This window comes from Congregibacter brevis, assembly GCF_045689245.1.
GTDB lineage: Bacteria > Pseudomonadota > Gammaproteobacteria > Pseudomonadales > Halieaceae > Congregibacter > Congregibacter brevis.
Genome location: NZ_CP136865.1, coordinates 37,729 through 51,400 on the forward strand (window position 1 = coordinate 37,729; position 13,672 = coordinate 51,400).

Consider the following 13,672-nt stretch of genomic DNA (forward strand, 5'->3'; position numbering starts at 1 on the left):
ACCTATGCCATTCCTTAACAATGTCAGCAACGCCATGAGCCTTAAGCTCAGCATCGCGGTTGGCCTAACGGCTCTTTCGTTCAACGCCTTCGCGGCGCCGAACGCATCTCTAGCCACTACGGTCGAAACGCCAGGTGTCACCGCACCGCTCACGCCCGCACAGATTGCTCGGGCTTACCCGGAAGACGCTCTGAGTGGTGCAGCGGTAGACGAGCCCGTGCTCCTTAAGAGCAAGGGTGGCATGTCGATCCGCGTGGTTAAGCTGGCGGAGGGTTTGTCTCATCCTGACGGCTTAGTGTTTTTACCCGGTGGACGGGAGATGTTGATAACCGAGCGGCCCGGGCGTCTCCGGCTGGTAACAGATGGCGTTCTTAACCCAACACCCATCGCCGGGCTCCCTGCCCTTAACAACGTTGGGCTGGGCGGTTTACACGACATTGTTCTTCACCCGGATTTCGTCACTAACCAGCAGTTGTACATCTCCTATACAAAAGATCGGGAGCCAGAAACAGGAACCACGCTCGCGGTCCTGCGTGCGCGTTTTGATGAAGGTCGCTTGAAAGACGTTCAGGACATACTGGTAGCCGATGCCTGGGAGAGCCCCTTGGGCACCTATGGCGGACGCATGGTGTTTGGGCCTGATGGCATGCTGTACATCAGCGTGGGCGATCGGGACGGCACCACCTCCAGTGATACCTCCAGTGCACGGCCCGAAGCGCAGAGCCTCATGAATCATATCGGGGCGATCTTACGCGTCCGTGAAGACGGATCGGCCCCATCGGACAACCCCTTCGTAAATGACCCTAATGCGAAAGATGAGATCTACAGCTATGGACACCGGAACGTTTATGGCATCGCTTGGGATCCTAACTCCGGGGAGATGTGGGCATCAGAGTTTGGCCCTGCCGGGGGCGATGAGATCAATCGAATCATCCCCGGGCATAACTACGGCTGGCCACTGGTCTCTTTGGGCAGGCATTACTCAGGGAGTCTAGTCTCGGAGCAGCCCTGGTATCGCGAAGGAATGGACAACCCTTTGTTCTTCTGGAACCCAGCCTTTAACCCAGAAAACATGTTTTTTTACAGCGGTAATAAGTTCCCACGCTTAAAAGGCAGTCTGATGGTAGCGGGCGCTGGTTCTAAGACCGTCGCGCAGATGAGTATCCGAGGCGACTTCATCAAGCAGGGCGACACCATGCTCACAGAACTTGGTGTGCGCTTTCGTGATATTCGCGAGGGACCAGATGGCTACATCTACCTGCTAACCGAAGGCAGGCTGAGGGGGCCGCGGGATACCGACGGTATGCTGCTACGTGTTGAACCACCTTCTCCCGCTGCAGCGACGGCATCTGCAGAGGGCGCGGTGCTCCCAAATGCCGAAGGCAAGCAACTGATCCAAAGAGCCTGCGGCAGCTGCCACGGTGTCGATATGGTAATAGCTGAACCAAGAAACCCTGACGATTGGAAAGAAGTGCTTAACAGCATGATCGGCAAAGGTATGAACCTGAGCGATGATGAGTACAACCAGGTCCTGACTTACCTAACTGAACAAGTAAGAGCTCCCTAGAGAAACTCAAATCAGGGCCAAAGCAGGATTAATGAACCCCCTCTCAAAGGCCTACTGATCGAGCTCCCGATACTTGTCTTCGCTGCTCTGAAGCAAGCTGTCAGCCCGTTGTTGCACCGAGTCAATGGCGTTTGCAGGCTTATCCATCTCGAGTTGTAGGGCAGCGTCCGGCTCTTGCTGAGATTCACCAAAAGTCTGCTCCCCCGGCGATGACGAAATATTCGACATCACTAGAAAACCCACAATAAGCGCAGCCAGTAAGACTCCGATGATTCCCATGAGTAAACCTCCCTTAACGCCCGTCTCGAAATTTCAAACCGAGCATCGCTGATTCATACAACATACATAGTATAGGATGGCAGAGTAATCACCGAGACCGGTGTATTCCCGTTACAACACAGAACCATTGAGGCCACAAACTATGATCTTATTTCGAGCCGCAGAATCGACAAGCCAGGGCTTTGCGCGGCGCACACTGCAACAGATGCTTATCGTCCTCGTCTTCGCCGCTTCGTCCCACGCTCGGTCCGCTGACCTACCATCTCTGGCGGATAAGGTTGCTGGCGCAGAGCATATGCCGGGGTATTTCGACCTCTATTGGGATAGCTCAGCGGGGGCTATGTATCTGGAGATCGACAAGCTGGATACGGAATTTCTATATCAGGTATCTATGGGCTCTGGTCTCGGGTCCAACCCCATTGGTATTGATCGCGGGCAGGTTAGAGGCACTCACATCCTCGAGGCCAAACGTGTCGGCCCACGCGTTTTACTCATTGAGCCCAACTACCGGTATCGCGCCACAAGCGACAATCAGCTAGAACGAACCGCCGTAAAGGACGCTTTTGCGCCCTCGGTTCACTGGGGATTCGACATAGTCGCCGAAGGCGATAGCAGCATCCTCGTCGACGCAACCGAGTTTTTCTTACGTGATGCTCGAAACGTTGTCGGCCAAATCAAGCGACGAGACCAAGGCAAGTTCAAGTTAGAAAAGTCTCGAAGCGCCATCTACCTGGACAACACGGCCGCGTTCCCCGAGAACATCGAAGTGGAAGCCATGCTCACCTTTACCAGTGATGCTCCCGGTGACCTGGTCAACAAAGTGGCGGCGACGGGATCGTCGATAACGCTTAGACAGCACCACTCCATCGTGAAGCTTCCCGACGACGGTTTTAAAACCCGTATTTCAGATCCAAGGATTGGCACCAATGGCCCGACGATTCAGGACTACGGCACGGCCATCGGCGAAGACCTGGTCGTTCGTCTTGTTGCCCGCCATCGTCTAGAAAAGAAAAACCCCAGCGCAGCGCAGTCCGAGGCGATCGAACCGATTGTTTACTACCTTGACCCCGGTGTTCCCGAGCCTATCAAGAGCGCACTGATAGAAGGTGGCCGCTGGTGGAACCAGGCGTTTGAAGCCGCCGGCTTCATCGACGCGTTTCAGGTTCGCGAGTTGCCCGCGGGAGTAGACGCGCAAGACATCCGATACAACATGATTCATTGGACACACCGACGTACCCGCGGCTACTCCTACGGCTACTCCGTGGTCGATCCGCGTACCGGTGAAATCATCAAAGGAAACGTCAACCTCGGTAGCTTGCGCCTACGCCAGGACTATCTCCACGGGCAGGGACTCATACCGGGATTTGACTATCTTGCTTCGGCCACAGGAAACAATTCCGCCTCAGTAAACTTGGCACTTGATCGCGTTAGGCAGCTCTCGGCTCACGAGATAGGCCACACCCTTGGCTTTCCTCACAATTATCTCGCCAGCAGCTATGGTCGTGAGAGCGTCATGGACTATCCAGCACCCTTGGTAGAAATCACGGAGGATGGCGAGCTGGATTTCTCCAATGCCTATCCTCAGCGAATTGGCGATTACGACAAGCTGGCGGTACGCTATTCCTACACACAATTTGACGAAAGCGCGGATGAAGCGGCTGAACTAGGGAAGATTGTTCAAGAGAGTCTGGATAGCGGGCTTCTCTTCATGGCGCACAACAACAATAACTTCCGGGGTGCAGGACATCCCTACGCGAGCGTCTGGGACAACGGCGACAATCTGGTTGATCACCTGAAGCATGAAATAAAGGTACGTGAAATCGGCTTGAACAACTTCGGAGAAGAGCTGATACGCGCCGGGGAACCCGTCTCGACCCTAGAGTACGTGTTGTTGCCGCTGTACATGCACCACCGCTTTCAAATGAACGCAGCAGCCCAGAGTATTGGTGGCGCCGACTATCGCAACACACTGCGCGGCGACGGCCAGCAAGCGTTTACCATTATTGATGCCGAAGAACAGCGCGATGCGCTGTCCACCGTGCTGTCGACTCTGGATGTCGACTTTCTCACCCTGCCCAAGGACATACTCGCGCTTCTGCCACCACGCGCCCAACGCTTTGATCAAGGCGAGGCCTTCCCAGGCCGGACCGGTCTGTACTTTGATGCCCTGGGTGCCGTTGAAGCATCGGTCAGCCTCACCGTGCAAACGGTACTGCACCCCGCACGTATGGAACGTGTAGTCGCCTACGGCAGCATGGGTGACTACCCTACTCTCGAGGAAGTAGTCGATGCTATTCTCGAAGCCACATGGTCTGCTGAGGAACCCAATGATGACTATCGAAAAAAGGTCCTGCAGGTTGTTCAGCAAGTGACTACTCGGGAAATGATGATCAGTGCCAGCAATCCAAAAATTAGCGGCCTCGTTCGAGCCGTATTAGTCGATCGCCTTAACCGCTTGCGCGCTGATCTAGAAAAGAAGTCAAAGCGTGATGCGCACCGTTACAGCATGGCGGCAGAGATCCTTCACTGGCAGGAAACAGGCGAAGCACCAGACTCGGTATCTCTAAAAATGCCCCCGGGAGATCCTATCTAAATGCGCGAAATAGACCCGAAAGCCCTATTGCTACCCATCGTGATGATTGCTGTGCAGTCGCAAGCCGACGAGCTAGCGAAAACGCCCGATGCTCAGGCCTTTCTCGAGATGGATCGTCAAATCATCGAGGCGTTTTTAGTGGGCGATGCAGCCGGCTATTCCGCTAGGATGAGTGACGACTTCTTCCTGTTCCAAAAAGGTAACCGTGCGGGCAAGGATTATGCAGCGGGTATGGTCAGCACAATCAATTGCGAAGTAAGTGACCCTCTAGCACTAAGCTCGCCGCAGATCCTTAAAGTCAGTGAAGACGCCTACGTCCTTAGCTATCGCATAGACATTCAAGCGAACTGCGCAAGCGGTGACATCTCAATCACCCTACCAACGCCTGTTCGCGCGTCAACACTGTGGGTATACAAGGAAGACAGCTGGCAGATCGCTTATCACGGCGAGAACGCCATCATCACGCCTGATTCCGCTGCCAATTCGCCACCTCTCGCAAATAGAGAAAGTTTGGGGTCGAGCGAAGCTGCACCGGTGGGTTCCTTACTCGAGTCACTGCTGGCTGTGGAGTCCGCTGTTTGGAAAACATGGCGCACTCATGATGCAAACGCTTTGGTGAAGCTCACGGCTGAAGACATTTCCTTTGTAAACGTGTTTGGCGACTACTTTGCCAATAAGATCGATACCATCGCTAACTGGACCGGCCCCTTCTGTGATGTAGACAGCTTCGCCCTTAGCGGGGGTGACGCCACACAGGTATTACCGAACGTGGCAGTACTGACGCTAACGGGCAGCGTAAAAGCCACCTGTGGTGAACAACAGTTTGATGATATGCCTGTCTATCCGACCACTGTGTATGTAAACGACGGCGAAAACTGGAAATGGGCTTTCGGTTTTAACGCACCCTAGCGACCGTGCTTCAGTAAGACCGGTTTCACTTTCCGAAATAGACCATGTTGGGCGCATCGGAGCGAGCTACCACGATGTCCATCAACCCATCGCCGTTCAAATCATCGACCGCGAAACCGTAGGTGGTGCCCTCCTTCTCAACAAACGGGTCGCCAAGTCCGTCGCCAAACCGTATCGCGGTGAATTTTCGACCACCCTCGTTGAACCATACTGTCGAAGGCGCCTCGATAAACCCAACGATTAAATCTGTTCGTCCGTCCCTATCCACGTCTTCGGCAAGTATCGCGTAGGGTCGCTCCACTGAGTCTGTCATGGATTTGAGTGAACTAAACTCCAGTTCTGGCTCTCCGTAGAACACACCGACGCGAGGTGCCGCGATCACCTGGTTGCCCCCATCAGGAGCAGAGCCTCCTACCCCCGTACTCGATCCGGGAGAGATGATCGCGATGTCAATTCGACCATCGTTATCAAAGTCCGCGACAGCGGCAGAACGATAGCCAACTGTCGGCGGGCCAAAGGCTTTGCTTTCGGCAAAGCCACCTCCGCCGTCATTCAAGCGCAGCTCGCTCTGACCACCGTCACGGTGAGGTATGATCAAATCGACATCGCCATCGCCGTCAACATCCGCAGGTGTGATGGTGGTCGCGGATCCGCGATAGATTACCTCGCAGGACTCGCTAAAGCGGCCCATGGCAACCCCAAAGCATACAAAGCTATCGGTAGTTTTGCGCCCGCCTCTGTTTGCAGCAATCACGTCTGAAAGACCGTCGCCATTAAGGTCAGCGACAGACAGGTGTCGGGTATTCCAATCGGGAGAGCCGAACTGCTGGACCTCCGTGAACACTCCCTGTCCATCGTTGTGCAACACGCGTTTAGGGTCGGGAGAATCGTTGCTCACCAGCATGTCCAAATCGCCGTCACCGTCCAGATCAAATAGCTCGCCGGTGTAGGATCGATCAGGCCCGGGACCTATAGATGAGATCGGTGAAAAACCTCCCTCTCCGTCGCCATAGCGAACCAGATTCTGCAATGGCCAGTGGCGGCCTTTCACCAGAACGATATCCAGATGCCCGTCTCCGTTGGTATCACCGATGCTTGCATTGGCCGACGGGTATGCCTCTTCCTCCAGGGTCAGGCCTTGAGTAAAGGAGCGACCGCCCCCGCCTTTGGTATTAACCGCAACAGGGGATTGGCAAGCCGTCACTATGACGGTAGCGATAAACGAGGCTACTACGAACGATAAAGTTTTTGTCATACCCCAGTATAAGAGGGAAGCATGGTATTTTCTCGGATCCAACACTCGAGGACAGGCCCATGAGCGAGTCAATGATTCTTCACCATTACGAAAGCTCTCCTTTTGCAGAAAAGATCCGACTGATGTTTGGCTACACGAACAGCAGTTGGCACTCCCTTCTGTCGCCAGCCTGGCCGCCACGACCCAATGTTGACCCATTGTCAGGCGGGTATCGACGCATACCAATCGCCCAGCAAGGCGCCGACATCTTTTGTGACTCGGCACTGATCGCTCAAGAAATCGCCGTCGCTACTAACCAGCCGACCTTAGACCCTTACAAGGTAGACGGAGCGACGCTGGAGCTTATGCAGGAAGCTCAGGGTGACGGCTTCTTTGCGGCAATCACATCGGTGTCGGCACCTAAGCTCCTTGGCACTATGATCATGAATTTTGGGCCCGTGGGAACTTACCGCTTCATCAAAGACCGCAGCGGCATCCTGGATGGCGGCACCACCGCCGCGAAGCCCGCAAAAGACGCGCGTAACATCATGTCTGGCATCTTCGACACTCTTGAGCAAATCTTGGGCGATAGCGAGTGGCTTGGCGGCAGTGTCCCCAGCGCTGCAGACTTTGCGGTGTATCACCCTCTGTGGCTCCACCTAAATTGCGGCGGAAAGTTTCCCTCCGCAGCTAAAAATGTTTTGCGATGGTACGAAGCGGTCAGTGCTTTCGGCCAAGGTCAGCGTACAGAAATCACTCAAGGCGATGCCTTCGCGAGCGCCAAAAGTGGAGAGCCGCGTCCTTTGCCCGCCAGCGATTCCAGCAGTGAATTTGAGATCGGCCAAAGCCTCGAAATTCAGCCCGAGGACTACGGCGTTGTACCGGTCACCGGACTCTTGGCCGCAATCACAGCAGAACGCGTAATCCTAAAACGAGAGACCCGGGATTTCGGTACCTTGCACGTACACTTTCCGCGCGCTGCCTACGCCTTGAAGTCAGCAGCGCTGGACTCGCACTAAGATTATGGCACCAACGAAAAGCTGGAAACGATTACGAGCCTGTCGCGTCTGATGACAGCAATGCATCCAGCACGGCGCGAACTTCGCTGGCCCATATCTGCGATACCTTGGAACCCGCTGGCAGGTTCGTGCTTCGCCGTCGGTAGGCTACGTTGCCCTCACCATCGACTACCAGTAAGCCCGGAATAAAGTCGATGCTCCAGGCATCACCGATGCTATCCGCGTCGGCAATCGCAACCAGAGGGAAACCCAAAGACTTGGCGTAGGCTGCAGCGTCACCATAGCCCCGCTCTTTGTGATTTAGGCTAATAATCTGTACACCTGCTTCAGCGTATTCAGCTTGAATCTCAGCCGCACGTGGCATGAAAGCTTTGCAATAGGGACACCACGTAGCCCAGAACAAGATCACTGCCGGCTTACCGCCAAGCACATCAGGAAAATCTACAGACTCTCCTGTAATTAGGTCCTTACCAGTCCAAGGGGGGGCGACATCACCTTGAGTGACAGCAATACTCTGGGTTGAAAGCAGCGCGAGCAGTGCAGCTACAAAAATTTGCTTCATCAATTTTCACCTGTGGGCATTATTGGGTCATCCTAAATCATCTAGGTACATAGAGCTCTTCAGCTCAAGTTCGACAACAGTAGAGCAGCAAAGATTCCCCTGCAAAAAAAGTTGTTTACCCCAAAACTTGTCAGGGTTCGCTTTCCCTCCAGCGTCCTACTCATTACTGTTCTCCGCTTGGTTCTTAGTGTGGTTTTGCTTCCACTCCATCGCTCGACGAACCCGCTTCTCTACCGAAGGATGGCTGTAAAAGAGCATCTCCTGCAAAGGTGACGGTCTGGGATAGCGGTACTCTGCTGTCTTCACCAGCGCGCCTGCAAGCGCGTCCGGCAGGTTAACGGTTTCCAGCGAATACTGGTCTGCAGCGTTTTCTCCCGCACGAATCACTCCGTTAGTCACAGGCTGAACTAGCGTAAACACCAAACCCAACATAAACAAAAACACGGGTAAGCCCGCAGGATCAGATAACCTGGCCTTCGATCCAAACAAACGGGCGAAGCAATCAAAAAAACGATCTATCAAGAAGAACGACAGTAGCGCCAAGGCACTCAGCGCAAATAACATCCGCCATACATGACCAAGCACGTAGTGGCCGATCTCATGGCCCGTAACTGCCTTAACTTCATCCAAAAGCGCCCTGTCGATAGCAACATCAGATATCGCAATCCGCGCAGCAGACCCAAGCCCCGACACATTCGCCGTGAAGTTGTTTGACTGACGGGAACCGTCGTACATAAAGATACGCTCGCGCTCTATTCCCGCCTCGTCCGCCATGGCCTCCAGGGCGTTGCGAACTTCTCCTTTTGGCACGGCTGTGTAGTCGTTGAAGAGCGGCTCAATAAAAGTGGGTGACAAAATCAGCATCAGCCCTGCCATCGCCATTGTGAACCCGCTTGCCCAGAGCCACCAACCGCGCCCGGTGCGGCGGATAAACCAATACAGCCCCGAAAAGAACAAACTACCAAAGGTCACCGACGTCCCAATGGAGAGAACGGCTTGCTGCAGCCAATCACCGGCGGGCTGGCTTGTCCGTCCGTATCGGGTCTCGCGCAAAAACTCCGACACATATTCCCAAGGAAGGTTGAGCAGGGAGTAAACAAAAGAAAACACGACTGAGGTAAGCAGTGCGTTTAACCAATGACGATGCTCTGGGACCTTGCTGCTGACTTTTTCCAGCACTCCCATTCGCACTATGAGCAGCGTAATCAGCGCCGACACCAGCAACTCCCACAGTGTCAGCCAGTGTGCACCCGCGGTGTAAGCCGCTGCCTTGGCTAAAGCTTCAGGGCCCAGGCTATCTATGTAGGCTTGAGTCGCTAATTCGGGATCAAACAAGGCTGACATTCAGACGTCTCTCGTCGTGTAGGCACACGCAGTTTACTTAATCGGCGTTATGTTGCGCAGACAACTCTATGAGGAACCCCGTTCGTTGGACGAGGGTGAGCAACGCGCCTCAGCCCACAAGTTTAGGTAAACATGCGTTATTGAGTAAGATAGTCCACTCGCAAGCAAGCCTCACACAATAAAAAGGGAAGCCCCATGAGCGAAAACACCCGCGAGTCAGTGACGGAAGTCGACGTAGTCATCGTAGGAGCCGGCTTTGCTGGTATGTATCAGCTTTACAGGCTTAGAGAGGCAGGCTTTAACACGACTGTTCTGGAAGCAGCCGATGATGTGGGTGGCACCTGGTACTGGAACCGCTATCCCGGAGCGCGCTGTGACATCCTCACCGTGGACTACTCCTACAGTTGGGATCCTGAGTTACAGAAGGAATGGACCTGGAGTGAGCGTTACGCGACTCAACCAGAAATTCTGCGCTACGCGCAAACGGTTGCCGAGAAGCACGATCTTCGCCGCGACATACGATTCAAGACCCGGGTTCAAAGCGCGACCTGGAATGAGGACACGAAGCGCTGGGCATTGCTCACCGATCAAGGGGATACCGTATCTGCCAAGTTCTATGTCATGGCTACCGGCTGCCTGTCCATGCCCAAAGTTCCCGACGTTCCCGGCGCAGGCCAATTCGCTGGGGAGACCTACTTCACGAGCAGCTGGCCCCATGAGGGAGTCGACTTTACGGGCAAACGCGTTGCCGTCATCGGAACAGGTTCATCGGGCATCCAATCCATACCCCTAATCGCCGAAGATGCAGAACAGCTAACCGTGTTTCAGCGAACTCCCAACTTTTCTTTCCCTGCGCATAACGGCCCCGTGGCTGAAGCGCGTTTAGAGGAATACAGCCGTGACGTTGAAGCCTATCGCCAGGCCGCTAGAGAATCTTTAATCGGCGTTCCCGCCGACAAACCCACCGTGTCGGCCATGTTAGTGGATGAGGAGGAACGCATCGCCGCTTACGAGGATGTTTGGAAGACCGGCGAGTTGGCGAAGCAAATTAAGTTTAACGACATTCAGGTCAATCCAGAGGCAAACGAAACGCATCGTCAGTTCATGCACGATAAGATTCGAAATACTGTGAATGACCCCGACGTCGCTGAGCTGTTGTGCCCGACCAACCATTACATCTTTACCAAGCGCCCCTGCCTCGATACCAATTACTACCAGACCTTTAATCTGCCGCACGTGCGCCTCGTTGATCTGCACTCGCAACCAATAACGAGCATTACCGCTAAAGGTATCGATATCGGAGGTGATCACCCCGAACAGCTGGAGTTTGACGCGGTCGTATTTGCCACGGGCTTTGACGCTATGACCGGCGCTATCGTTGGCGTCGATATCACAGGACGCGACGGCGCAACTCTCCGCAGCGCCTGGGACGAAGGCCCCAAAACCTACCTGGGACTGATGACGGTCGATTTCCCTAATCTATTTATGATCACCGGACCGGGCAGTCCGTCAGTCTTGTCGAACATGATGGTGTCTATCGAACAGCACGTTGACCTCATCACCGATACGCTCGAGCACTTGCGCAGCAACGATCTCGATACCATCGAACCAACAGCTCTCGCCCAAGACCGCTGGATGCAGCATGGCAATGACTTCGCCGACCTCACGCTACTGCCGACTGCAAATAGCTGGTACATGGGCCGAAACGTTCCGGGCAAGCCCCAAGTGTTTCTGCCTTACGTTGGTGGTGTAGGACGGTATCGAGCGATTTGCGATGAGATGGTTGAGCGCGACTATTTGGGCTTTACCGTGGGGGGACCCAAAGGCTCGCAAACCCATGACGGCGTGATCCAGCCCGTCAAACCAGACATGATCCTGACCCTGGAGATGATCGAAGAGGCCGGAGCACCGCCTTTTGAGTCCGTGTCAGTCGAAGAAGCTCGAGCAATGGCCGACGGTATGGGAGAAATGTTCCCGCCGGGACCGGAGGTCGGAGAGATCATCGACGGCACACTACCGGGAGCCGATGGCAGTAAACTCGAGTATCGCCTTTACCGACCTGCCACACCGGGGCCTCACCCCATCGTGGCGTACTTCCACGGCGGAGGCTGGGTGTTGGGCAGCCAATCATCCGACGATCCACTGTGCCGCGACCTCTGCAAACAGTCCAATGCCATTTTTGTATCGGTGAATTATCGTCACGCGCCGGAAAACCGATTTCCTGCTGCAGTGGACGACGGCCTGGCCGCTACGCGCTGGATTGCTGATCATGCCGAAGAGCTGGGCGGGACCCCGGGGCAGCTCGCGGTGGCAGGTTGGAGCGCCGGCGGAAATGTTGCTGCCGTCACTGCGCAGCAGGCAAAACTCGCCGGTGGCCCTGATATCTCAGGACAGATACTGCTTAACCCGGCAGTCGACGGCGCTATGAACACCCAGTCAATCATAGATAACGCTGAAGGCTACACGCTCACTCGATCATTAATGACTTGGTTCTGGGACAACTACTGCGACCCTGCGGATCGCAGTGACCCCAAAGCGTCGCCGCTGCGCGCAGACGACTTGTCAGACCTTCCCCCAGCTATGGTCATAACCTGTGAGTTCGATCCCCTTCGCGATGAGGGCGATGCCTATGCCACGGCGCTGAGTGCTGCGGGTGTTCCCGTACATCACCTCCGGGTCGATGGTCACACCCACATGTCGGTAAGCTGGGTCGACGTCATCGTATCGGCCGCTTTTGTGCGAACAGAAATGGCCCACGCCATACAGAGAGTTTTCAACGGCGAGGAGATTAGTGCATAGGGTGTTGAATTGGCGCATAGAACCCAGGACGGTCTAAGGGTGAAACAACTCCACGCCATTGTGGCTGTTTGTATCAGCTCTATAAGCTTCACTTTGTCGGCTGCGGTCGACTTGGTGGTCGACAGTGAGCGTCTCAATCAAACGATGACCGCCATGACAAGCTTCGGTGGCACCGCTTACGGCGCATCAACGCGGGTTGCTTATAGCGATGCGAACAAGGAGGCGCTCATCTATCTTGACGGCCTAATGAAGAAAGCAGGGCTCACCACACATATAGACGCGGCAGGCAACCTCGTCGGACGTCGACCGGGCGTTGCCAACAACCTCGCTCCCATTTTACTGGGATCACACGTGGATACCGTACCTAATGGAGGTCACTTCGACGGGATTGTTGGCGTCATGTCTGCCATAGAAGTCGCGACAATACTGCAGGAACAGGATGTGTCGCTGAAGCACCCTGCGGAGTTCGTAGTCTGGGCTAATGAGGAAGGCGGCAAAACTGGCAGTCGCGCCGTAGCCGGCGAGGTTGCCTCCAAAGAGTTTGGGCTGCCCAGCCTTGGCAAACGAAGCCTTGAAGTCGGCACTGGTTTTCTTGGGGGGAACCTCGAGAACATTGCAGATGTTAAACGCAGTCCCGGCGACATTGCGGCCTACCTGGAACTCCATATTGAACAAGGCGCGATTTTGGATCGCAAAGCGCTGGAGATTGGCGTCGTAGAGGGTATTGTTGGCATTCGGCGCTGGAACGTCACCGTTCGAGGCACCGTAAATCATGCGGGCACCACACCCATGGACCAGCGCTCCGACGCGCTTTATGCGGCAGCGCAGTTCATGATTCTGGTAAGAGAAGTGATCACTGAGGTCCCCGGCACTCAAGTAGCCACGGTTGGCCGCATCAAGGCGTTTCCCGGCGCCCCCAACGTGGTACCCGGTGAAGCAGTAATGAGTTTAGAGATTCGAGATCTGAGCATGGATAAGGTCAGTACCTTGTTTGAGCGGATTCAAGCAGCGAGCCAAAAGTTGGCGGGCGAAACGGGAACAAGCTTTCTCTTCGAACAGTTCTACGAATCCCTCGCCGCACCGACTGACGAACTACTACGGAAAGTCATAGAGTCCAGCAGTGACTCCCTGGGCCTAAGCCATCAACGAATGCCCAGTGGAGCAGGACACGACGCGCAAAGCCTCGGAACAATCTGCCCCATAGGTATGATCTTTGTACCTAGCCGAGACGGAGTAAGTCACTCGCCGAAGGAGTACACAAGCCCGGAGCAAATCACTAACGGTGCCAACGTTTTACTCAGAACCTTAATAAAATTGGATAGCGAACTAGATTAGACCTCTAAATCCACTGCCCCATCGTAGAATA

The 13,672-nt window shown here is 54.8% G+C and carries 10 protein-coding genes; 6 read left to right on the top strand and 4 right to left on the bottom strand.

The features are described from left to right. The first annotated feature begins 4 nt into the window (after nucleotides 1-4). Complete coding sequence (locus R0137_RS00175) at nucleotides 5-1,567, top strand: PQQ-dependent sugar dehydrogenase (protein WP_407327689.1); 1,563 nt, start codon at nucleotides 5-7, stop codon at nucleotides 1,565-1,567. Between the two features lie 51 nt (nucleotides 1,568-1,618). Here the strand turns inward: R0137_RS00175 and R0137_RS00180 are convergent, their stop codons facing one another. Then, the gene (locus R0137_RS00180) at nucleotides 1,619-1,846 is read right to left on the bottom strand and encodes a hypothetical protein (protein ID WP_407327690.1); all 228 of its coding nucleotides are present in this window, start codon (nucleotides 1,844-1,846) and stop codon (nucleotides 1,619-1,621) included. 142 nt (nucleotides 1,847-1,988) lie between these two features. On the opposite strand from R0137_RS00180, the gene R0137_RS00185 reads away from it, so the two are divergent. Together R0137_RS00185 and R0137_RS00190 are read left to right on the top strand one after the other, a co-directional pair. After that, a complete protein-coding gene (locus R0137_RS00185) occupies nucleotides 1,989-4,439 on the top strand; it encodes a zinc-dependent metalloprotease (protein WP_407327691.1) in 2,451 nt (816 codons plus the stop codon). Next, nucleotides 4,440-5,348, top strand: coding sequence for a nuclear transport factor 2 family protein (locus R0137_RS00190; RefSeq protein ID WP_407327692.1), 909 nt, complete (start codon nucleotides 4,440-4,442; stop codon nucleotides 5,346-5,348). A 25-nt stretch (nucleotides 5,349-5,373) separates the two neighbouring features. Here the strand turns inward: R0137_RS00190 and R0137_RS00195 are convergent, their stop codons facing one another. Then, nucleotides 5,374-6,603, bottom strand: a complete 1,230-nt coding sequence (locus R0137_RS00195; protein ID WP_407327693.1) for an FG-GAP repeat domain-containing protein — start codon at nucleotides 6,601-6,603, stop codon at nucleotides 5,374-5,376. Between the two features lie 59 nt (nucleotides 6,604-6,662). Here R0137_RS00195 and R0137_RS00200 point away from each other — a divergent pair, with 59 nt between their 5' ends. Next, on the top strand, nucleotides 6,663-7,601 hold the full coding sequence (locus R0137_RS00200) for a glutathione S-transferase family protein (RefSeq protein WP_407327694.1): 939 nt from the start codon (nucleotides 6,663-6,665) through the stop codon (nucleotides 7,599-7,601). Nucleotides 7,602-7,632: 31 nt separating this feature from the next. Here the strand turns inward: R0137_RS00200 and R0137_RS00205 are convergent, their stop codons facing one another. Then, nucleotides 7,633-8,163: a TlpA family protein disulfide reductase gene (locus R0137_RS00205; RefSeq protein WP_407327695.1), complete on the bottom strand. Its 531-nt coding sequence runs from the start codon at nucleotides 8,161-8,163 to the stop codon at nucleotides 7,633-7,635. Between the two features lie 156 nt (nucleotides 8,164-8,319). Continuing rightward, nucleotides 8,320-9,507, bottom strand: a complete 1,188-nt coding sequence (locus R0137_RS00210) for a M48 family metalloprotease (protein WP_407327696.1) — start codon at nucleotides 9,505-9,507, stop codon at nucleotides 8,320-8,322. A 195-nt stretch (nucleotides 9,508-9,702) separates the two neighbouring features. Here R0137_RS00210 and R0137_RS00215 point away from each other — a divergent pair, with 195 nt between their 5' ends. After that, entirely contained in the window at nucleotides 9,703-12,306 is a 2,604-nt protein-coding gene (locus R0137_RS00215) for a flavin-containing monooxygenase (protein WP_407327697.1), read from the top strand. A 39-nt stretch (nucleotides 12,307-12,345) separates the two neighbouring features. After that, nucleotides 12,346-13,641 carry a Zn-dependent hydrolase gene (locus R0137_RS00220; RefSeq protein WP_407327698.1) on the top strand — a complete coding sequence of 432 codons (1,296 nt, stop codon included), beginning with the start codon at nucleotides 12,346-12,348 and terminating at the stop codon, nucleotides 13,639-13,641. Nucleotides 13,642-13,672: the final 31 nt, after the last annotated feature.